The sequence below is a fragment of the Streptomyces camponoticapitis genome, assembly GCF_014646115.1.
GTDB classification, from domain to species: Bacteria; Actinomycetota; Actinomycetes; order Streptomycetales; family Streptomycetaceae; genus Streptomyces; species Streptomyces camponoticapitis.
The window spans coordinates 84656-105140 of record NZ_BMMV01000008.1; the positions used below are offsets into that span (position 1 = coordinate 84656).

Consider the following 20485-nt stretch of genomic DNA (forward strand, 5'->3'; position numbering starts at 1 on the left):
CGTGGGACACGGCGGTGAGCGTACCGGGCTCACCGGGGGCCGGGCCAAGTGAGGGCGGCCGGGTGCCGGAGCCGTCCGGTGGGGTGACGGACGGGTCGTCTTGGTTCCCCGAGTCGGGGGTGATCGTTGTCACTGCGGTGTTCCCTGGGTCACTCGCCGGGCGTGAACTCGACCGGCAGCGGATCTGATTTCCTACCGGTCGGTGGGACCTGGAGGCTCTTGAGAGCGAACTCCATGACCTCCTTGTAGATGGGGCCGCAGATCTGGCCGCCGAAGTAGCTGCCCTCGGTCGGGTTCTGGATGGCGCAGTAGACGGTGATCTGCGGGTCGTCGGCGGGCGCGAAGCCCGCGAACGACGCGGTGTAGCCCTTGTAGCGGCCGGTCACGGGGTCGACGCGGTTGGCCGTTCCCGTCTTGCCGGCGACGCGGTAGCCGGGGATACGGGCCTTGGTGCCGGTGCCCGCCTCGTCGAAGACCACGGACTCCAGCATGGTGGCCAGCGTCTTCGCTGTCTTCTCGCTGACGACGCGGGTCTTCTTGGGGGCGGCGGCGGGGGTGAAGAGGCCGTCGGGGCCCTGGGTGCCCCGGACCAGGGTGGGCTCGATCCGTACGCCTCCGTTGGCGATGGTCGAGTAGACCGAGGCCGCCTGCATGGCGTTGACCGACAGTCCCTGGCCGAAGGGGATCGTGTACTGCTGCGAGGTCGACCAGTCCTTCGGATCGGCCAGGATGCCCTGGGTCTCGCCGGGATAGCCGAGGCCCGAGGGGCTGCCGATGCCGAATTTACGCAGATAGGAGTGGAGGACCCGGTTGGCCTCGGGCTGTGTCCTGCCCAGCTGTCCGGTGGCCAGGATGGTGCCGATGTTGCTGGACTTGGCGAGGACGCCGTTGAGGGTGAGATACCACGTGGGGTGGTCGATGTCGTCCTTGAAGAGACGGTCGCCGCGGTGCAGCCGGTTGGGCACGGTGACATGGGTGCCGGGGATGGCGGCCTTCTCCTCCAGCACGGCGGCCATGGACATGACCTTGCTGGTGGAGCCCGGTTCGAAGGCGTCCTGGAGCGCGGCGTTGCCCATGCGGGCGCCGTCGGTCTGCGAGAGGTCGTTGGGGTCGAAGCCGGGGGCGTTGGCCATGGCGAGCACCTCGCCCGTCCGGGTGTTCTGCACTATCACGTAACCGCGGTCCGCCTGCGACTTCTGGACCTGGTCGGCGATCGCCCGCTGGGCGGCCCACTGGATGTCCCGGTCGATGGTGAGCTCGATGTCCGTACCGGGGACGGCCGGGGTCTCCTCGGAGTCCGCCGTCGGGACGCGGCGGCCGCCGGAGTGCGCGTAGGTGATCTCGCCGTCCTGGCCGGACAGCTTCCCGTCGAGCATGGACTCCACGCCGCCGCCTCCGTGACCGGCCGCGTTGACGTATCCCAGTATCCCGGCCGCGAGGTCCCCGTTGGGGTACACGCGCTTGCTGCTGGGCTCCTGGAAGACTCCGGCGAGGACGCTGGCCGGTGCCTTGGCGCCCTTGGCGGAGCGCGCCTTCTCGGCCTTCTCGGCGAGGACGGTCTTGAGATCGCTGATCTGGTTCCAGACCTGGGGTGTCTGGCGGTGGGCGAGCACCGTGAAGCGGGACTTGGGGGCGGAGAGCTGCCTGGCGAGCGTCTCGGCCTCCTTGTCGAGGATCGGGGCGAGGAGCGCGGCGGCCTGCTCGGGGGCGTCGGCGACGTTGCTGTCCTCGGGGGTGAACATCTTGGGGTCGGCCGTGATGTCGTGCGCGTCGACGCTGGTGGCGAGGGCGACGCCGGCACGGTCGGTGATCTCACCGCGTTCGGCGGCCAGCGTGACGCTCGTGAAGCGGTTCTTCTCGGCCTTGGCGGTGTAGGCGCTGGCGTCAACGGCCTGGACCTGGAGCAGCCGGACGACGAAGACCAGCATGACGAGGGTCAGTCCGAGGCTGACCATGCGCAGCCGGGGGCGGTGGCTGCTCAGCCGGATGCGTTGCGAACCGCGGGCCGCGGCCTGGGAGCGCGGGCGGTCCGGGTCGGGGCGCCGCGGGCGCCCGGTGGGCCGTGGCGAGGGACGCCGCGGGGAGCGCGATTCGGGCCGGGGGCGGGCGCCGCTCCCGGAGCGCGCGGGGCCGGGGACCCGGCGGCGCGGTGGTTGCTCGGGGGGCACTGGGTCACCTGCCGGAGGTCGTCGGGGTGGTGGGCGTGCCGGACGTCGGTCCGGGGAGGGGCGCGGTGGAGAGAGCGTCGGCCGAGGAGGAAAGGGCGGACGGGACGGGCGGGGCGCTCGGCGTGGTCGACGGGTCCGCGGACGTGAGTCCTTCCGAGGAGGACGGGGAGACCGCCGCGTCCGTGGGTGACGCCGACGGGGACACGGACGGCGCGAGCGAGGCCGGCAGGCTCGGCGCGACGGGCGGGAAGGCCTCCAGGGCGGAAGGCCCGGCGTACGGGAGCGCGTCGGCCTCGGAGGGGACGCCGCTGACCTTGCCGTCCGGGTTCAGGAAGGCGGGGCTGCCGCCGGGCACCATGCCGAGCTGCCGGGCGCGGTGCTGGAGGGCGTCGGGCGCCGAGAGGTTGTCCACATCCCGCTGGAGCGCCTGCTGCTCGTCGGTCAGGTCGGTGGTCTGCTTCTTGAGTTCGCTGAGTTTGAACGACCCGGCGTTGAGCGAGGAGTTCAGCAGGAGCAGGGTGATCAGCCCGCCGCCGAGGAGGAGAACGACCAGCAGGACGAAGGGCGTACGCGCGGCGGTGCTCGCCCCGGTCGTCGGCATCAGCCGGGCGAGCCGCGCGGCGCGCCCCCTCAGCTGTCCGGCCGGTCCCCTCACCGCACGGCCTCCCGGATCCGCTCCGCGCCGCGCAGCCGGGCGGGGGCGGCCCGCCGGTTCTCGGCGATCTCGGTCTCGGTGGGCAGTTCGGCGCCGCGCGTCAGGAGTCTGAGCCTCGGCTGGTACTGCTCGGGTACGACGGGCAGGCCGGGCGGCGCCGTGTTGGCGGCGCCGGCCGCGAAGACCTGCTTGACCAGGCGGTCTTCGAGGGAGTGGTAGGCGAGTACGGCGATACGGCCGCCGACGGCGAGGGCTCCCACGGCGGCGGGGATGGCCGCTTCCACGGAGGACAGCTCGCCGTTGACCTCGATACGCAGGGCCTGGAACGTGCGCTTGGCGGGGTTGCCACCGGTGCGCTTGGCGGCCTGCGGGAGCGCGTCACGGATGAGTTCGACCAGGCGGGCGCTGTTGGTGAAGGGCTCGACGGCGCGTTCCCTGACGATCGCCGACACGATGCGCTTGGCCTGTTTCTCCTCGCCGTACGCCCGCAGGATCCGTACCAGTTCGCCCGGCGCGTAGGTGTTGAGGACCTCGGCGGCGCTCATCCCGGCCGACTGGTCCATGCGCATGTCGAGCGGGGCGTCCTGGGCGTACGCGAATCCCCGCTCCGCCTCGTCGAGTTGCATGGACGAGACGCCGAGGTCGAAGAGCACGCCCTGGACGCGCGGGATGCCCAGCCGGTCGAGGACGTCGGGGAGTTCGTCGTAGACGGCGTGGACGAGGGTGGCGCGGTCGCCGTACGGGGCGAGGCGCTCGCCGGAGAGGCGCAGCGCCTCCTTGTCGCGGTCGAGCGCGACCAGCCGCGCGGCGGGAAAGGTGCTGAGCAGCGCCTCGCTGTGGCCGCCGAGACCGAGAGTGCAGTCGACGACGACGGCGCCCGGTTCGGCGAGGGCGGGGGCGAGCAGATGGAGGCACCGGTCGAGCATCACCGGAACGTGCCGGGTCGCGGTCATACCCGGGCCTCGCGGGTTCGCTGGCTGCGGTCGCTCATGCGCCCTCTCAGGTCCGGCGTGGTTGTACGTACCGCCGAGCGTGAGGAGGCCGAGCCGCACGTACGCCGCACACGCGGGGGAATTCCGGGAGTGTTCCGGTAAGTGTTGGGGATGTCCGTGAACTTCGCGTCACTTTAGTCCACAGGTCCTCCCGGTCAATCAACCGGCCAGCGCGTCGCCCGGCCGGGTGCGGGCGGAGCGGCGGCACGGATCGTCCGGTGAATCGTGCGCGGGTCGGACACCATCTGTGTGGCTTACCTCACACCGGGGCTCGTTGACGATGTTTGTCCCGTCGTACAGCGGGCTCCCGGCGCGGGTGAGTATTACCGTCTACAAGTATGTCGACTTCAGCGAACCTCCCCGCCGAGTCCGCCCAGGCATCCACCGGCGCGGCCCGTACCGACGGCACGGTCACCGATCGACTCGTGGACGCCAACCGCCTCTACGCCAAGGACTTCGCCGACCCCGGGATGGACGCCCGCCCCGTGCTCCGCGTCGCCGTGGTCGCCTGCATGGACGCCCGTCTCGACCTGCACGACGCGCTGGGCCTGGAGCTCGGCGACTGTCATACGATCCGCAACGCGGGCGGCGTCGTCACCGACGACGTCATCCGCTCCCTCACCATCAGCCAGCGGGCCCTCCAGACCCGCAGCGTCGTACTCATCCATCACACCGGCTGCGGCCTGGAAGCCCTCACCGAGGACTTCAGGCACGAACTGGAAATGGAGGTCGGGCAGCGTCCGTCCTGGGCCGTTGAGTCCTTCCGGGACGTGGACCAGGATGTACGTCAGTCGATGCAGCGGGTGCGGACGTCTCCGTTCCTTCTGCACACCGACGACGTGCGGGGCTTCGTGTTCGACGTGTCGACGGGCCTTCTGCGGGAGGTCGACCCGGCGAGCTGATCGCGTCGCCCGGCCCTGAAGCACGGCAACTCCGGCAATTCACACCCACTTATCCACAGGCGAGTGACACGAAGCGGTAACGGCTACAAGAATGCGTGAGTGACGGCGGCGCTCCGGAACCATCCGGGCGCGGCGTCCGTATGTCGGGGTGGGCCGGGCCGTGAGAAGAGCCTCGGCCCGTATGAACGGGCCGAGGAGGGCCGGGTGACGACCTATGACGATCGAGCGAGCCTCACAGATCTGACCACCACAGCGGAGCGTGTGCGCGCATCGGTGGAGGGTGTGATCGAGGGCAAGCCTGAGGTCGTACGGCTTTCGCTGACAGTGCTGCTCGCCGAGGGACATCTCCTCATCGAGGATGTCCCCGGCGTCGGCAAGACGATGCTGGCCAAGACGCTCGCACGCTCCATCGACTGCTCGGTGCGGCGTATCCAGTTCACGCCTGACCTGCTGCCCTCGGACATCACCGGGGTCTCCATCTATGACCAGCAGCGGCGCGACTTCGAGTTCAAGCCCGGGGCGATCTTCGCGCAGATCGTGATCGGCGACGAGATCAACCGCGCTTCGCCGAAGACACAGTCTGCGCTGCTGGAGTCGATGGAGGAGCGCCAGGTCACCGTCGACGGGCAGACGTACGAACTGCCCAGCCCCTTCATGGTGGTGGCGACGCAGAACCCGGTCGAGATGGAGGGCACCTATCCGCTGCCCGAGGCGCAGCGCGACCGTTTCATGGCCAGGGTCTCCATCGGCTATCCGAGTGCGGAGGCCGAGTTGGAGATGCTGGACGTGCACGGCGGGGTCTCGCCGCTGGACGACCTCCAGCCGGTGGCCCACGCGCACGACATCGTGAAGCTGATCGACGCCGTACGGAAGGTCCATGTGGCCGACTCCGTGCGGCGGTACGCGGTGGAGCTGGTCGGTTCCACGCGTAACCACCCGGATCTCAGACTGGGCGCGTCGCCTCGCGCGACGCTGCATCTGCTGCGCGCGGCGAAGGCGTCCGCGGCCCTGAGCGGCCGGGAGTACGCGCTGCCGGACGACGTGCAGGCGCTGGCGGTCTCGGTGCTCGCGCACCGGCTGCTGCCGACGGCGCAGGCACAGCTCAACCGCCGGACCGCCGAGCAGGTGGTGCAGGAGATCCTCCAGCGCGTCCCGGTGCCGACGGCCGACGGAGGCCGGCAGGCTCCCGTGGCCGCCGCGCCGCTCTACGACCGGCAGCAGCCGGGCGTCCGGCGGCTGTGATGGAGCCCGGCGCCGCCCCCTCGGAGGCCGGGGACAAGGGCGGGCTGCGGGCGGCGCTGGGCGGTCTCACCACCCGTGGCCGGTCGTTCTTCGCCGCGGGCATAGCGGCGGCCGTCTGTGCCTATGTCCTCGGCCAGGCGGATCTGCTCCGGGTGGGGATGCTGCTCGCGGTGCTGCCGCTGGTCTGTGTGGGCGTGCTGTACCGCACGCGCTACCGGGTCGCCGGCAGCAGGCGGCTCTCGCCGTCGCGGGTGCCCTCGGGGTCCGAGGCCCGTGTCCATCTGCGGATGGACAACGTGTCGCGGCTGCCCACCGGTCTGCTGATGCTCCAGGACCATGTGCCGTACGTGCTGGGCCCGCGCCCGCGGTTCGTCCTGGACCGGGTGGAGGCGGGCGGGCGCCGCGAGGTCTCCTACCGGGTGCGCTCGGACCTGCGCGGGCGCTATCCGCTCGGGCCGCTCCAGCTCAGGCTGAGCGACCCGTTCGGGATGTGCGAGCTGACGCGTTCCTTCAGCGCACAGGACATCCTGACGGTCATCCCGCGCACGGAGCCGCTGCCACCGGTCCGGCTGGCGGGAGCGACCGCGGGGTACGGCGACGGGCGGCAGCGCTCGCTCTCGCTGGCCGGCGAGGACGACGTCATTCCGCGCGGGTACCGGCACGGTGACGACCTGCGCCGGGTGCACTGGCGTTCCACGGCGCGCTACGGCGAGCTGATGGTGCGGCGTGAGGAGCAGCCGCAGCGGGCCAGATGCACGGTGCTGCTCGACACCCGGCGGCTCGCCTACCAGGGCGCGGGCCCCGACTCCGCCTTCGAGTGGGCGGTGTCGGGCGCGGCGTCCGCGCTGGTGCACATGCTGGAACGGGGCTTCGCCGTAAGGCTGTTGACGGACACGGGGAGTTCGGTGCCCGGCGAGGGCGCGGACGGATTCGCCGGTTCGACGCAGGAGTCCGCGGACGCGGCCGGACTGATGATGGACACGCTCGCGGTCGTCGACCACTCCGACGGAGCGGGGCTGTCGCGCGCGTACGACGTGCTGCGCAGCGGCACCGAGGGGCTGCTCATCGCCTTCCTCGGTGATCTCGACGAGGAGCAGACGGCCGTGGCCGGCCGAATGCGGCACCGCAGCGGCGCCGCGGTGGCCTTCGTCCTGGACAGCTCCGGCTGGCTCCAGGACGGCGGTGAACCGCCCGCGCGGGTGCAGGACCGGCTGAGGCAGCTGCGGGAGTCCGGCTGGACGGCCCTCGCGGTGCCCGCCGGGTCCGCGCTCCCGGACCTGTGGCAGCTCGCGGCACAACAGCGCACCGAGTCGGGTGCGACCCAGGGCTCGGCAGGTTTCTCCGGAGGATGGTCATGAGCGGTCGCGGGAGGCTGGCGCTGTGCGCGTTCGCCGCCACGCTGATGTCGGCGGGCGCGCTGCTGCCCCTGGTCGATCCCGCCACCTGGCTCCTCCAGGCGGCGTTCATGGTGGCGGTGCTGGTCGGGGCGGGCGCGCTCGGCCGTCGGGTGCCGCTGGCCAGGACGCTGATCGTGGCGCTCCAGGCGGTCGTCGGGCTGCTGATGCTCACGGTGGTGTTCGCCTCGGAGCACGCGGTGCTCGGTCTGCTGCCCGGCCCCGAGGTTTTCCAGCGCTTCGGCGAACTGCTGAACGCGGGCGGCGAGGACGTCGGGCGGTACGCGATCCCCGCCCCGGCGACCGACGGCATCAAGCTGATGCTGGTCGGCGGTGTGCTGGTCATCGGACTCGCCGTGGACGCGCTCGCCGTGACGTTCCGCAGCGCGGCCCCGGCGGGACTGCCGCTGCTCGCGCTGTACTCGGTCGCCGCCGGTCTCAACGGCGGCGCGGCCTCCTGGCTCTGGTTCCTGCTCGCGGCCGGCGGCTATCTGCTGTTGCTGCTGGCCGAGGGCCGGGACCGGCTCTCCCAGTGGGGGCGGGTCTTCGGCGGCGCTCCGCGCGCCCCGGGCCGTACCGCCGCCGGGATGGACACCGGGGGCGGGGCCGCCGCGCCGATCCGCGCGGGTCACCGTATCGGTGTGATGGCCCTCGGAATCGCGCTCGTCGTGCCCGCCGCGCTGCCGTCGTTGAACGGCGGACTGCTCAACGGCACCGGGGCCGGGACGGGTTCGGGTCTGGGCGGTGGCACGATCTCCGCCGTCAACCCGCTCGTCTCGCTCCAGGACAACCTCAACCAGCCAGAGGACCGGGAGGCGTTGCGGTACCGGACGAACGCGGAGAGCACCCAGAATCTGTATCTGCGGATCATGGCGCTGGACGACTTCGACGGTACGTCCTGGCGGTTCTCCCAGCGCAGTGTCGAGGACGTGCCGAACAGGCTGCCCAATCCGCCCGGTCTGAACGGTGACGTCAGGACCACCGAGATCAAGACGAGCATCTCCGCCGCCGGTTGGTACCGGCAGAACTATCTGCCGATGCCCTATCCGGCCTCGCAGGTGGAGATCGAGGGGCGCTGGCGCTTCGAACCGAGCGGCCGGACGCTGGTCGGCGACCGGGGCGAGACGACGCGGGGCGCGCAGTACCAGGTGAGCAGCTTGCTGGTGGAACCGACCCGTGAGCAGCTCGCGGCGGCGCCCCGGCCGCCGGCCTCGCTGGTGCGTGAGTACACGAAGGTGCCCGACGTCCTTCCGGAGGAGGTCGAGGCCACCGCGCGCGAGGTGACCGAGGGCGCGGCGAACGACTACGAGAGAGCTGTCCGACTCCAGGACTGGTTCGCCGTGGACGGCGGCTTCACGTACGACACGCAGGTCGCGTCCGGCACGGGCGCCTCGGCCATCACCCGCTTCCTCAGGGAGAAGCAGGGCTTCTGCGTCCACTTCTCGTTCTCGATGGCGGCCATGGCCCGCACGCTGGGCATCCCGGCCCGGGTGGCGGTGGGCTTCACCCCGGGCACCCCGCAGTCGGACGGCACGATGTCCGTCGGGCTCCGGGACGCGCACGCCTGGCCCGAGCTGTACTTCGAGGGGGTCGGCTGGACCCGCTTCGAGCCGACGCCGAGCCGGGGCAGCGCACCGGACTACACCATCCCGGAGGCGCCTTCGGGCGACCCGAGCGATGCGTCCCAGCCCGAGGCCAGCGCTTCGTCCGCGCCGAGTTCGCAGCCGTCCGCCTCGGACAGCTGCCCGCCCCAGGCGGCCAGGATCGGCGACTGCGGCTCGACGGCGCAGGCGGGTGCGCTGCCGCCGAGCGACTCGGGTACGTCCGCGGGGACGATCGTCGGCATCACGCTGGGCGTCCTGGCCGCGCTGCTGCTGCCACTCCTGCCACTGCTGTGGCGGGTCCGGGCCCGGGCCCGGCGTCTCGGTTCCGGGGGCCGTACGCCCGCCGATGCCACGGCGCGGGTGCTGGGCGTCTGGCGGGAGATCATCGACACGGCCTGGGACCACGGCATCCGTCCCGACGATGCGCAGACCCCGCGCAGGACGGCGGCCCGGATCGTGCGGCTGGGGAGGCTGGAGGGTGAGGCCGCCAACGCCGTGTTCCGGGTGGCACGTGCGGTGGAGCAGGTGCTGTACGCGCCGGAGCCACGGCCCGTCACGGGCCTCGCCGACGAGGTCCAGCGGGTGCGCGCGGGCCTGGGCGAAGGGGTGAGCGGCTGGACCAGGCAGCGCGCGCTTCTCCTGCCTCGCTCGTCCATTCGGGTGATGTGGGCGCTGTCCGAGCGCTGGGCGGCCGTCACGGACCGCTGGGGAGTGCACCGCCTGGAGCTGGCCCGCAGGGCGGCGGCGCTGTTCAGCAGGCCGTCCCGGCAGCGGGGCTGAGCGGGCGGGACAGGACCGTCCGCGGGGGCGGGGTACGAGGCGGCTTCCGGGCCTCGTACCCCGCCCCCGCGGTGTGTCCGGGGTCCGGGGTCCGGGGCAAGAGGCTGAGGGCTCCCGGGGCAGGCTCCGGGAGCCCGGTGGTGAGGCGGGACAGGACGGGAGGCGCGCCAGGGACGCCGGGGGGCGGGATACCGGGCGGGGGTACGGCGCCGTGGGCGGAGATGGGGCCGTGGACGGAAATGGGTGAGGGGCGGACGCGTTCTCGCGTCCGCCCCTCACCCGTATCTGCCGTGTCTCCCGGCAGCCGCACCACTACTACAAGCTTGGCTCGGGTACCTCTGCGCCGTCCTACTGACCCTGCTCGTCACGGCGGCGCTGCCATCGCTGCTCGATCCGGTTCATGAACGAGCGGCGCTGCCGAGGTTGTCGTCGGTCGGCCGTGGCTTCCCCGGACGGCTGCTGCTCACCCGGTTTCGGGGCCTTGCGCCAGCCGGTGACCGCGAGGACCGCGCAGCCCAGCATGACGAGGAATCCCACCACGCCGATCCAGATCTGCTTGGCGACCATACCGGTCATGAGGAGCGCGATACCCACCAGAAAGCCGACGACCGCCTGGTAGACCCGTCGCCGGGTGTACCTACGCAGCCCGCTTCCCTCAAGCGCTGTCGCGAACTTGGGATCTTCGGCGTACAGCGCTCGCTCCATTTGCTCGAGCATTCGCTGCTCGTGCTCCGAGAGCGGCACGGAGTCCTCCTAGTCGTCGGTCGCGGGGGGCGACCGGTATGCGGCCCCTTCAGGATAGGCAGGGAATCGCCCCCGTGAAACCCGCCCTCTACGCCATTTCGCCAATCCGGGCCGCCATGCCGACTCGGCCGCTGAGGCGTTGATTCCCCAACCGTCGACCCGTCATGCCGGAAGGCGTACCCCGATCATACGGCGCCGGAGGCTTTGCCGGGGGGCCTGTGGCGCACTCCATCCAGAGCTGCGTTGCTGATCAGCCCCGCGATCAGCGCTCCGGGACGTCCGCCGTCAGGCCCGCTTCTCCCCCAGGACGTGCAACTGGCTCGCGACGGAGTGGAAGGACGACAGTTCGGCGGCGGCCGCCTCCAGCTTCAGGAGGGCTTCCAGAGCGCCCGGCTGAGTGTCCACCAGAACACCGGGAACCAGGTCGGAGAAGACCCGCACGCCGTGTACCGCGCCCACATCGACACCGGCCTTGTCGACCAGCTCCGTGAGCATCTCGACGGTGAACCGCCTGGGCACCGGGTCCCCTTCGCCCCAGCGGCCGGCGGGGTCCGTGAGCGCCTGCCGGGCCTCGGTGAAGTGCCCGGCGAGCGCCCTGGCGAGGACGGCACCGCCGAGGCCCGCCGCGAGCAGGCTGAGCGCACCCGAGGGGCGCAGCGCCTCGACCGCGTTCCGGACGCCCTCGGCGGGGTCGTCGACGTACTCCAGGACACCGTGGCAGAGCACCGCGTCGTAGCCGCCGCGCCCCACCACCTCGAACAGGCCGTGGATGTCGCCCTGCACGCCGGTGACACGGTCGGCGACACCGGCCTCGGCCGCCCGGCGCTCCAGCGCGAACAGTGCGTTGGGGCTGGGGTCGACGACGGTCACCCGGTGCCCGAGGCGGGCCACGGGCACGGCGAAGTTGCCCGTGCCGCCCCCGGTGTCGAGGACGTCCAGGCCGGCCGTACCCACCGCGGCGGCGCGGCTTTCGAGGGCGACCTTGAGCACCTCCCAGACCACGGCGGTGCGCAGGGAGCTACGGGGGCGCGACGGCGTCTCTCCACCGAAGGCAGGGGAAGGGTCCGACACGGCAGTTGACTCCTCGGCGCGGTGCCGCCCCAGGTCGCGGGGCGTGATCGGTGCAGGCACCGCACAGCCTATTGCCTCCGTCGGCCGTCCCCGTCACCCAACGGCGCCGCCTTTCTCCGGCTGTTCGGCCCTCGGCCGGGGCAGCACCGGTTCGAGCACGAGCAGCCGCTCCACGAGGCGCAGGAACATCGCCACGTCGCGCAGCAGATCGTCCGCGTCGCGGCTGCTCGCCGCGCCCTGGATGCCCGCCTCCGCCCGCGCCCTGCGGCCGGCTCCCGAGGCGAACAGGGCGCTCCACTCGGTGAGCTCGGGGGCGATCTCGGGCAGGACTTCCCAGGCGCTCCGTATGCGCCTGCGGCGCGGGCTCGTGGGCTCGGGGCGGCCACGGGCGGCGAGGACCGCCGCCGCGGTGCGCAGGGCGGCCAGATGTGCCGTGGCGTAGCGCTCGTTGGGCGCTTCGAGTGTGGCGGCCTCGTCCAGTCCCGAGCGGGCCTGGGCGAGCAGGTCGAGGGCGGCGGGCGGCGCGGTGGCGCGCCTCAGGACGGGGTGGACATCGGTCGCGGCGCCGGTCAGTGAGGGGGCAGGGCCGCCTGTGCTTCGCCGGTGTGCGGCTGCGGCGTAGGAACTGGCCATGACGAACCTCCTGGTCGTCTCTGTGACGGCTCTGTGGCCGTATGTGTCCATCGTGGAGTACGCCACTGACAATCGGCCCTGACCTGCGCTTTTGCTTCGCACGAAGGCGCGGGGTAGTTTTTGCACTGACTGGTCAGTGCAAAAATCCGGGGAGGGCGTATGGGAGCCGCGGTCGTCGCCGAGGGGTTCGGGCTGAAGGGACCGCGGGGCTGGGTCTTCCGCGATGTCGGCCTCGACGTGCCCCCCGGCGGGATCCTCGCGATCGAGGGCGCGTCCGGCACGGGCCGTACCTGCCTCCTGCTGGCGCTCACCGGGCGGATGCGTCCCACGGCCGGTTGGGCGGAGATCGACGGTCTGCGGGTGCCGCGCGCGATGGCGGCCGTGCGCCGGATCAGCGCGCTGGGCCCTGTCCCCGGCGTGAGCGAACTCGATCCGGCCCTGACCGTCGCCGAGCATCTGCGTGAACGGGCCCTGCTCCGCCGCCGGTTCGACGCCTCCCTGGGAGGCTCGCTCCGCGCGCTGCTGCGGTCGCGCGCCGAACGGGCCGACGAGGTACGGACCGTGACCGCCGACGCGAAGGCGGCCGTGGGACTCGACCTCGCGGACCTGCCCAAGGGCGAACGCACCGCCGTACGCGATCTGGAACGGCTGGAGGCGCTGCGCCTCTTTGTGGCCCTGGCGCTCCTCGGCCGGCCACGTCTGATCGCCGTCGACGACCTCGGCCTGGGCCTCTCCGACGCCGAACGCACCGTCGCCTGGGACCTGTTGAGATCCGTCGCCGCCGGTGGAACGACCGTTGTCGCCGTCTGCGCCCAGGCACCCGCCGGCATCGCCACCCTCCGGACGGCCGGCACACGCCTCCGTACCGAGGACACGGCCGGAGACACGACCGAGGGAACGACCCGGGACACGACAGAGGAGGGGACGGCCGATGCGCTCGCCGGGACTGGCCGCGCTTGAACTCAAGCGGTTCGGCAGGGGGCGCCTCCCGCGCGCCGCGCTGGTCGCGATCACACTTCTGCCGCTGCTGTACGGCGCGCTCTACCTGTGGTCCTTCTGGGACCCGTACGGCCGGCTCGACCGCGTACCCGTCGCGCTGGTCAACGACGACAGCGGCGCCACCGTGTCCGGCGAGAAGATCGCCGCCGGCGACGACATCACCCGGGGCCTGCGGAAGAGCGAGGTCTTCGACTGGCACGAGGTGAGCGGCGCCGAGGCCCGCGCGGGCGTGGCGGACGGCTCGTACTACCTGTCGCTGACCATGCCCGCGGACTTCAGCCGGCGGATCGCGTCCGGTTCGGGCGACGCGCCGCGGACGTCCGCACTCCAGGTCCGTACGAACGACGCCAACAACTACATCGTCGGCCAGATCTCCCGGACCGTCTTCAGCGAGATACGGACGGCGGCGTCGACCAAGGCCTCGCGCTCCTTCCTCGACCGGATCTTCATCTCCTTCTCCGGCATCCACGACGCGACGGAGAAGGCCGCCGAGGGCGCCGACAAGCTCAAGGGCGGTGTCGGCACGGCCAAGAAGGGATCCAAGGACCTCGCGGACGGCCTGAAGGACGCGAAGGCGGGCAGCGGCGAACTGGCGGGTGGCGTGAAGAAGCTCGACAAGGGCGCGGGGGATCTGGAGAAGGGCTCACGGAAGGTCTCCGCCGGCACGCGGGCGCTCGCCGACAAGGTCAACGGGGCGGCAGGGGGCTTGAGTCCGTATCTGAGGGACAACGGCGGCACCATCGCCGACACCGCCCGTCTGGTCGCCGACTCCTCCGGGGCGATGCGCGGCAGCCTCGACGGCCTCGTGAAGGGCGCGCCCTTGGCGGCGACCGCCGCCCACGAGGCGTCCGCCGATCTCGCCGGCATCCACCGGACACGCTGCGAGAAGGCGGCAACGGCCCAGGAAGCCGGCGCCCCCGACGGCGTCCCCGACCCCACCGCCTGTCCCGCCCTGAAGCGCGCCATGACCGCGGCTGCCGACGCCGCCCGGGTCGCCGACCGCGTCAACACCCTGGTCAAGGACAACAGCGGTGATCTGACGAAGCTCGACGGCCGGCTGGCGAAGCTCCAGAAGCAGGCGCACGCCCTCGCCGAACGCGCCCCTCATCTGGACGAGGACCTCAGGACGGCCGTCGCCAAGATCAACCAGCTCAACTCCGGCGCCAGGAAGGTCGCCAAGGGCGCCGACGCACTGCACACCGGTCTCTCCAGCGCCAAGAAGGGCTCCGCCGACCTGGACACCGGCGTCGGAAAGCTGCGGTCCGGGGCGGCCGGCCTGGACGGCGGTCTCTTCAAGCTCGTCGGCGGCTCCTCCGATCTCGCCGTAGGACTCCACGACGGCGTGGGCAAGATCCCGGACTACGGCAAGAGCGACCGCGACCTCCGTACGGAGGTGATGGCCGACCCCGTCCACCTCGCCTCCCGGTCCACGCACGAAGCCCCCAACTACGGCACCGGTTTCGCCCCTTACTTCATCCCGCTCTCCCTCTGGGTCGGCGCGATGGTGGCGTACATGCTCATCCGGCCGCTCAACCGGCGTGCCCTCGCCGCCGGTGCCTCCGCCCGGCGGATCGCCGTCGCGGGCTGGCTGCTGGTGGTGGGCATCGGCCTGCTCCAGGTGGGCGCGCTCATGTCCGTACTGCACTGGGGACTCGGGCTCCAGATGACCCGCCCGGTCGGTACGGTCGGCTTCCTGGCGCTGGTCACCTGCTGCTTCGCCGCGATCGTGCAGTGGCTGAACGCCCGCTTCGGTGCGGCGGGCCGGATCCTCGTACTCGCCGTGCTGATGCTCCAGCTGACCTCGGCGGGCGGCACGTACCCCGTACAGACCAGTCCGGGCTTCTTCAACGCCATCCACCCCTTCCTGCCGATGAGTTACGTGGTGGAGTCGCTGCGCGTCCTCATCACGGGCGGCGGTCTCGGACCGGTGTGGCGGGGCTGCGCCGTACTCGCGGCGTTCACCGCAGGCGCGCTGGCGCTGACCGCCGTCTCCGCGCGCCGCGGGCAGGTGTGGACCGTGGACCGGCTCCATCCCGAATTGAGCCTGTGAGTCGGACGCGTCCCCCGGCACCTGTGAGAATCGGCCGCATGGACAGGAGCAGCACCCGCCGGCAGGCCACCCGTCAGAAGCTCTACGAGGCCGCGGTGACGCTCATCGCCGAACAGGGCTTCTCGGCGACGACCGTGGACGAGATCGCCGAGCGCGCCGGAGTCGCCAAGGGCACGGTCTACTACAACTTCAAGAACAAGAACGAGCTGTTCGAGGAGCTCCTGCGGCACGGCGTGGGCCTGCTCACGGCCTCCCTCCAGACCGCGGCCGACGAGACGGCGAAGCGCGGCGGGACCAGCGTCGAGGCGCTGGACGCCATGGTCCGCGCGGGGCTCGCCTTCATCGACCGCTACCCGGCCTTCACCCAGCTGTACGTGGCCGAGCTCTGGCGCACCAACCGCGCGTGGCAGTCGACGTTACTGGTGGTGCGTCAGCGGGCCGTCGCCGTCGTGGAGAAGGTGCTCCAGGAGGGGATCGAGGGCGGTGAGCTCAGCCGTGAGATCGACATTCCGCTGACCGCCGCGGCGCTGGTGGGGATGGTGCTGGTGGCGGCCCTGGACTGGCAGGCGTTCCAGCCCGAGCGGTCGATCGACGACGTGCACTCGGCGCTCTCGCTGCTGCTGCACGGCCGGGTGGGCGGAAGCTGACGCGGCGCCGGGCAACGGAAAGTGCGCCGCTCCGACCGGGCGTCCTCACTCGACCCGACCGGAGCGACGCACCGCCCACCCCGTGGCGGTCGGGGTGCCACGCCGCTCCGCCGCCCCGTGCCGGCGGTTTCGGCGTCGCGCCCCTCCCGTGCCCCTCACTCTTCCGTCTTCGCAGATGAGGGCCTATCCGCGTCTCTACTCATCTCATGTACTAGGTACGGATACTCACGCCCCCGTTCCGGAGCTCACCCGTCCGGCCAAGTCTCTGGCTACGATCGCCTCCGTGTCCGTACTCCCCCTTGTCTTCACCAGTGGCTGGGCCAGCGGGATCAACGCCTATGCGGTGGTTCTCCTGTTGGGCATCTTCGGTGCGACCGGGATGACCGACGAGGTCCCCGAGTCGCTCCAGCGCACCGACGTCCTGATCGTCGTCGGCGCGCTCTTCCTCTGCGAGGCGGTGGCGGACAAGATCCCGTACGTCGACACGGTCTGGGACTCCGTGCACACCGTGATCAGACCGGTCACGGGCGCGGTGGTCGCGGCGCTGCTCGCCGGGCAGAGCGGCTCCCTCCCGGAGATCACGGCGGGCGCGGCCGGCGGATCGACCGCTCTGGTGAGCCATCTGGTGAAGGCCGGTACGAGGATGGCGGTCAACACCTCGCCCGAGCCCTTCAGCAACATCGCGGTGAGCACCGCGGAGGACCTGGGTGTCGCCGGGATCATCACCTTCGCGATCTTCCACCCGCTCCCCGCGGCGATCGTCGCGGGCGGCCTCCTGCTGATCGGCATCGTGACCACCTTCTTCGTGGCCTCGAAGATCCGGCGGTACTGGCGGCGCAGGGCGGAGAGACGCGCGGAGCGGCGCATCGCCACGACGTGGCCGCCACTCTGACCGCCGCGGTCGCTGTCCCGGCGCTTGCGAGCACCGCTCCGCCGAGGCAGGCGCCGCCCGCCGAGCCTCCCGCGCGCGACCGGGGAAAAACGGGCCGCTAAGGTCCACTTCCATGGCACGGATTGCGGTGATCGGCGCCGGGATGGGCGCGATGGGGGCGGCTGCCCGGCTGGCGGTGGCGGGGCACCGGGTGACGGTGTACGAGCGCTCCGCGACGTACGGCGGGGCCCTCGGCCGGTTCGAGCGGGACGGGTTCGCGTACGACACGGGGCCCGGTCTGCTGCATCTGCCGGCCGTCTACCGGGATCTGTTCGTCAAGACCGGCAGGAAGCCGCTCGAAGAGTGCGTGCGGATGACCCAGGTCGACCCGGCGAGCCGTCATGTCTTCCCGGACGGCACCGATGTGTCGCTGCCGAACGCGTCGCGCGCCGGGGTCGTCGCGGCCCTGGACGCCGCGCTCGGCGCGGGCGCGGGCGCGCGCTGGGGCGACTTCCTCGGCCGGGCGCGGGACGCCTGGGACCGGTCGCGGCGGCCTCTGCTGGAGGAGCCGTTGCGCGCGGACCGGCAGGCGCTGGGGCGCGATCCGTATCCCGCCGTCCGGCAGCGGAGGCTGCTGCGCGCGCCCCGGCTGGCGGGCACCGTCGCCGAGGTGGGGGCGTGGGAACTGGCGGATCCGCGGCTCGCCGCGCTGCTGGAGGGGTACGCCCTGTCGTACGGGCTGGATCCGAGGCACGCCCCGGCGGGCGCGGCCCTGCTGCCGTACATGGAGCAGACCTTCGGCAGCTGGTACGTACAGGGCGGGATGCGGGCGCTGGCGCACGCGGTGTACGAGCGGTGCCTGGAGCGCAGGGTGGAGTTCGTCTTCCACGCCGAGGTGACCGGGATCGTCGAGAAGGACGGCCGCGCGGCCGGTGTCGAGCTGGCGCCGGGAGCGTCGGCAGGCCCCTCCCCGGTCGTCGAGGCGGACCATGTGGTGGCGGGCACGGCTCCCGCCGCCCTGACGGGCCAGGAGTTGTGGCGGGACGCAGACGTACGGCCGCAGGGCGGTGGCGGGGGCGGAACACCGTCGGTCCCCGGCAGGTTCACGGTGCTGCTGGCCCTGCGGGGAGGCAGGCCTCGGGGCACGGCACACCGTACGGTGGTCCACTCCCCCGCCGGCGTCGGCGAGGCCGCCGCCGTCTTCTCCGGGCGGACGGCGGAGCGTCCCACGGTCACGGTGCTGCGGCCCGACGATCCGACGGCGCGTCCGGACGACGGGCACGAGGCGGTCACCGTCACGGCGACCGTCGCACCGCAGGGTCCGGTGGACTGGAGGGACCCGGGGCTGCGTGAGCGGTACGCCGATGTCCTCGTGGAGGTGGCGGGCGCCGCCGTGCCTCAGCTGCGGGAGCGGCTGCGCTGGCGGGAGGTCCGTACTCCGGCGGACACGGCTGACCGGACCGGGGCGCGCGGCGGTTCGGTGCCCGCGCCGTCGCTGGCCGGAGCCGAAGGCCGGCTGCTGCATCCGGCGAACACCACGCGGCTGCCGGGGCTGTATCTCGTCGGCGGCGAGGCGCACCCGGGCGGCGGGCTGGCACACGCCGGGATGTCGGGGGCGCTGGTCGCCGGGCTGATCGTCGAGGGCGCGGACTTCCGCGGCTCGCGCTGACCCGCTCCGCCGCCGCGTGAACTCAGCCGAAGCGGGCGGGAGTTGAGCGCCCGTCAGGGGAGGTCAGTAACGGTAGCGCTGCTCGTCGTAGTTGGGGTCGTAGCCGTACTGCTGGGGTTCCTGCTGCGGCATCGGGGGGACGTTCTCACCCTCGCGCTGCTGCGGGACCCAGACCCCGCCGGGCGGCGTCTCCGCGCCGTACTCGGGCTGGGCGCTCTGGCCGTTCTGGTCGCCGTAGGGGTCGGCGTACTGCTGCTGGCCGCCGTAGCCGTCGTACGAGCCGTAGGACTCGCCGCCGGTGGTCGCGCCGCTGTACGGGTCGGTGTAGGCGGCGTACTGCTGCTGCCCCGTGCCGTAGTCGTACTGCCCGCCCTGGCCGTTCTGCGCCGCGTACGGGTCCTGTTGGGCGCCGTACGCGTCCTGGCCGCCGTACACGTCCTGGCCCTGGCTCGCGTACGGGTCAGGGGCCGCGTAGACGTCGGAGGTGCCGTATCCGTCCTGGGGGCCCTGGCCTTGGCCGGCGTACGCGTCGTGACCGGCGTAGGCGTCCTGGCCCGCCGGCGCGTCGTAACCGTGGTACGGGTCGTAGTCGCCGTACTGGGTCGCCTGGTAGGCGGCGTCGCTGTACACGCCGTACTGCCCGGTCTCGTCCGGCATGGGCTCCGGCTCGTAGACGGAGGCGGCGTACGGGGGCTCGTCGGGGACGGGACCGGCGGCCTCCGCGAGGTTCGCGGCGACAGGTTGGTACTCCAAGTCCGAGACTTCCAGGCTCGGTTCGCGGACCTCGGCCTCACCGCCGCCGGCCCTGCGGCGCCGGCTGGCGCCGGGGCTGCCGCCGATCGCCCAGCCGGTGGAGAAGCCGCGGCGGAACGAGAGCGTCACATAGGTCTGGCCGACCGCGAACGCGATCGCGCCGACCGCGATGACCGGGACGGAGGCGAGCAGGACACCCAGCACCACGCCGACGAAACCGGTGAAGGCGAGAAGCCGCCAACGGAGCCGCGCCTTGTACTGGAGCAGTACTTCGCCCAGCAGCCACAGCGCGACGATGCCGAACGCGATGTAGAGGACCGTCCAGCCCATGCCCGCCCCTCTCCTGCGGTCACCGCCCCGGAGCGGGGCGGGTACGACCGGTCACGACTGCTCGTGCAGTCCGAGATTCTCGTAGATTTCGAGCGTCGCCGTGGAGTTGTTGAGTGTAATGAAGTGGAGTCCGGGAACACCCTCCGCGCGCAGCGTCGCGCAGAACTCCGTCGCGTACTCGATACCGATGGAGCGTACAGCGGCGGGATCGTCCTTGACGGAGAGGATCCGCTCTTTCAGCGCCTGGGGCAGCGAGGCGTTGCTGAGCTGCGAGAAGCGCTCGATCTGCCGGACGTTGGTGACCGGCATGATCTCCGGGATGATCGGCGTGTCGCAGCCCGTGGCCGCGACCTTGTCCCGCAGCCGCAGATAGTCCTCCGGGTCGAAGAACATCTGGGTGATCGCGTAGTCGGCGCCGGCACGGCACTTGGCCACGAAGTGCCGGATGTCGCTCTCCCAGTCGGACGAGCGCGGGTGCATCTCGGGGAAGGCCGCGACGCCGACGCAGAAGTCGCCGGACTCCTTGATCAGGCGGACGAGATCGGCCGCGTACCGCACGCCCTCGGGGTGCTTGACCCACTCGCCCATGGGGTCGCCGGGCGGGTCTCCGCGCACGGCCAGGATGTTCCTGATCCCGGCGTCCGCGTACTGGCCGATCATGTTGCGCAGCTCCGCGACCGAGTGGTTCACGGCGGTGAGGTGGGCGACCGGGATGAGCGTGGTGTCGGAGGCGATGCGCTGGGTCGCCTTGACCGTCCCGGCCCGCGTGGAACCGCCCGCGCCGTAGGTCACGGAGACGAAGCTCGGGCCGACCGCCTCGACCCGGCGCAGCGCGTTCCAGAGATTGCGCTCGCCTTTCTCCGTCTTGGGCGCCCAGAATTCGAACGAGTACGACAGTTTGCCGGTCGCAAGCAGGTCACGCACCGTACGGGCGTGATCCGTCCTGGTCGAAGCTGTGCCAAGGGCCATACCCGAAGGCTA

The 20485-nt window shown here is 71.9% G+C and carries 17 protein-coding genes; 9 read left to right on the forward strand and 8 right to left on the reverse strand.

What is annotated here, in order from left to right:
* Window positions 1-149 precede the first annotated feature (149 nt).
* The 3 genes from IEY79_RS14700 to rsmH are packed head-to-tail and all read right to left on the reverse strand — an operon-like array spanning window position 150 to window position 3776.
* Window positions 150-2168 (reverse strand): peptidoglycan D,D-transpeptidase FtsI family protein, encoded by a 2019-nt coding sequence (locus tag IEY79_RS14700; RefSeq protein WP_189107895.1) that lies wholly within the window; start codon window positions 2166-2168, stop codon window positions 150-152.
* Window positions 2169-2172: 4 nt separating this feature from the next.
* Window positions 2173-2823, reverse strand: a complete 651-nt coding sequence (gene ftsL / locus IEY79_RS14705) for a cell division protein FtsL (protein ID WP_373292542.1) — start codon at window positions 2821-2823, stop codon at window positions 2173-2175.
* Window positions 2820-3776 carry a 16S rRNA (cytosine(1402)-N(4))-methyltransferase RsmH gene (rsmH, locus tag IEY79_RS14710; protein WP_189107896.1) on the reverse strand — a complete coding sequence of 319 codons (957 nt, stop codon included), beginning with the start codon at window positions 3774-3776 and terminating at the stop codon, window positions 2820-2822. Before rsmH ends, ftsL begins: the two co-directional genes overlap by 4 nt.
* Window positions 3777-4153: 377 nt before the next feature.
* On the opposite strand from rsmH, the gene IEY79_RS14715 reads away from it, so the two are divergent.
* The 4 genes from IEY79_RS14715 to IEY79_RS14730 all read left to right on the forward strand — a co-directional run bounded on the left by IEY79_RS14715 (window position 4154) and on the right by IEY79_RS14730 (window position 9737).
* The gene (locus IEY79_RS14715; RefSeq protein WP_189107897.1) at window positions 4154-4717 is read left to right on the forward strand and encodes a beta-class carbonic anhydrase; all 564 of its coding nucleotides are present in this window, start codon (window positions 4154-4156) and stop codon (window positions 4715-4717) included.
* Between the two features lie 204 nt (window positions 4718-4921).
* Complete coding sequence (locus IEY79_RS14720) at window positions 4922-5959, forward strand: AAA family ATPase (protein WP_189107898.1); 1038 nt, start codon at window positions 4922-4924, stop codon at window positions 5957-5959.
* On the forward strand, window positions 5959-7317 hold the full coding sequence (locus IEY79_RS14725; RefSeq protein ID WP_189107899.1) for a DUF58 domain-containing protein: 1359 nt from the start codon (window positions 5959-5961) through the stop codon (window positions 7315-7317). The genes IEY79_RS14720 and IEY79_RS14725 overlap by 1 nt, the downstream gene beginning before the upstream one ends.
* Window positions 7314-9737, forward strand: coding sequence for a transglutaminase TgpA family protein (locus tag IEY79_RS14730; RefSeq protein WP_189107900.1), 2424 nt, complete (start codon window positions 7314-7316; stop codon window positions 9735-9737). The genes IEY79_RS14725 and IEY79_RS14730 overlap by 4 nt, the downstream gene beginning before the upstream one ends.
* A 348-nt stretch (window positions 9738-10085) precedes the next feature.
* Here the strand turns inward: IEY79_RS14730 and IEY79_RS14735 are convergent, their stop codons facing one another.
* The 3 genes from IEY79_RS14735 to IEY79_RS14745 all read right to left on the reverse strand — a co-directional run bounded on the left by IEY79_RS14735 (window position 10086) and on the right by IEY79_RS14745 (window position 12185).
* Window positions 10086-10481 carry an SCO2097 family morphological protein gene (locus tag IEY79_RS14735; RefSeq protein ID WP_189107901.1) on the reverse strand — a complete coding sequence of 132 codons (396 nt, stop codon included), beginning with the start codon at window positions 10479-10481 and terminating at the stop codon, window positions 10086-10088.
* A gap of 285 nt (window positions 10482-10766) precedes the next feature.
* The gene (locus IEY79_RS14740) at window positions 10767-11552 is read right to left on the reverse strand and encodes a class I SAM-dependent methyltransferase (RefSeq protein WP_189107902.1); all 786 of its coding nucleotides are present in this window, start codon (window positions 11550-11552) and stop codon (window positions 10767-10769) included.
* A 93-nt stretch (window positions 11553-11645) separates the two neighbouring features.
* On the reverse strand, window positions 11646-12185 hold the full coding sequence (locus IEY79_RS14745) for an SAV_6107 family HEPN domain-containing protein (RefSeq protein WP_189107903.1): 540 nt from the start codon (window positions 12183-12185) through the stop codon (window positions 11646-11648).
* Between the two features lie 159 nt (window positions 12186-12344).
* Here IEY79_RS14745 and IEY79_RS14750 point away from each other — a divergent pair, with 159 nt between their 5' ends.
* From IEY79_RS14750 to IEY79_RS14770, 5 genes are all read left to right on the forward strand, one after another.
* Window positions 12345-13145: an ATP-binding cassette domain-containing protein gene (locus IEY79_RS14750; protein WP_189107904.1), complete on the forward strand. Its 801-nt coding sequence runs from the start codon at window positions 12345-12347 to the stop codon at window positions 13143-13145.
* Window positions 13117-15234 (forward strand): YhgE/Pip family protein, encoded by a 2118-nt coding sequence (locus IEY79_RS14755; RefSeq protein WP_189107905.1) that lies wholly within the window; start codon window positions 13117-13119, stop codon window positions 15232-15234. The genes IEY79_RS14750 and IEY79_RS14755 overlap by 29 nt, the downstream gene beginning before the upstream one ends.
* A gap of 38 nt (window positions 15235-15272) precedes the next feature.
* The gene (locus tag IEY79_RS14760; RefSeq protein WP_189107906.1) at window positions 15273-15881 is read left to right on the forward strand and encodes a TetR/AcrR family transcriptional regulator; all 609 of its coding nucleotides are present in this window, start codon (window positions 15273-15275) and stop codon (window positions 15879-15881) included.
* A gap of 283 nt (window positions 15882-16164) precedes the next feature.
* Complete coding sequence (locus tag IEY79_RS14765; protein ID WP_189107907.1) at window positions 16165-16773, forward strand: DUF4126 domain-containing protein; 609 nt, start codon at window positions 16165-16167, stop codon at window positions 16771-16773.
* A 112-nt stretch (window positions 16774-16885) separates the two neighbouring features.
* On the forward strand, window positions 16886-18421 hold the full coding sequence (locus tag IEY79_RS14770; RefSeq protein WP_189107908.1) for a phytoene desaturase family protein: 1536 nt from the start codon (window positions 16886-16888) through the stop codon (window positions 18419-18421).
* 63 nt (window positions 18422-18484) lie between these two features.
* Here the strand turns inward: IEY79_RS14770 and IEY79_RS14775 are convergent, their stop codons facing one another.
* Window positions 18485-19504 (reverse strand): hypothetical protein, encoded by a 1020-nt coding sequence (locus tag IEY79_RS14775; protein ID WP_189107909.1) that lies wholly within the window; start codon window positions 19502-19504, stop codon window positions 18485-18487.
* Window positions 19505-19555: 51 nt separating this feature from the next.
* Window positions 19556-20473, reverse strand: a complete 918-nt coding sequence (gene metF, locus IEY79_RS14780) for a methylenetetrahydrofolate reductase [NAD(P)H] (protein WP_189107910.1) — start codon at window positions 20471-20473, stop codon at window positions 19556-19558.
* Between the last annotated feature and the right edge of the window lie 12 nt (window positions 20474-20485).

Bases quoted from the DNA above. Each gene is read 5' to 3' on its own strand.
- IEY79_RS14755 (WP_189107905.1), top strand. From the start codon at position 13,117: ATGCGCTCGCCGGGACTGGCCGCGCTTGAACTCAAGCGGTTCGGCAGG.
- IEY79_RS14775 (WP_189107909.1), bottom strand. From the start codon at position 19,504: ATGGGCTGGACGGTCCTCTACATCGCGTTCGGCATCGTCGCGCTGTGG.
- IEY79_RS14730 (WP_189107900.1), top strand. From the start codon at position 7,314: ATGAGCGGTCGCGGGAGGCTGGCGCTGTGCGCGTTCGCCGCCACGCTG.
- IEY79_RS14725 (WP_189107899.1), top strand. From the start codon at position 5,959: ATGGAGCCCGGCGCCGCCCCCTCGGAGGCCGGGGACAAGGGCGGGCTG.
- IEY79_RS14760 (WP_189107906.1), top strand. From the start codon at position 15,273: ATGGACAGGAGCAGCACCCGCCGGCAGGCCACCCGTCAGAAGCTCTAC.
- IEY79_RS14750 (WP_189107904.1), top strand. From the start codon at position 12,345: ATGGGAGCCGCGGTCGTCGCCGAGGGGTTCGGGCTGAAGGGACCGCGG.
- IEY79_RS14715 (WP_189107897.1), top strand. From the start codon at position 4,154: ATGTCGACTTCAGCGAACCTCCCCGCCGAGTCCGCCCAGGCATCCACC.
- rsmH (WP_189107896.1), bottom strand. From the start codon at position 3,776: ATGACCGCGACCCGGCACGTTCCGGTGATGCTCGACCGGTGCCTCCAT.
- IEY79_RS14770 (WP_189107908.1), top strand. From the start codon at position 16,886: ATGGCACGGATTGCGGTGATCGGCGCCGGGATGGGCGCGATGGGGGCG.
- metF (WP_189107910.1), bottom strand. From the start codon at position 20,473: ATGGCCCTTGGCACAGCTTCGACCAGGACGGATCACGCCCGTACGGTG.
- IEY79_RS14745 (WP_189107903.1), bottom strand. From the start codon at position 12,185: ATGGCCAGTTCCTACGCCGCAGCCGCACACCGGCGAAGCACAGGCGGC.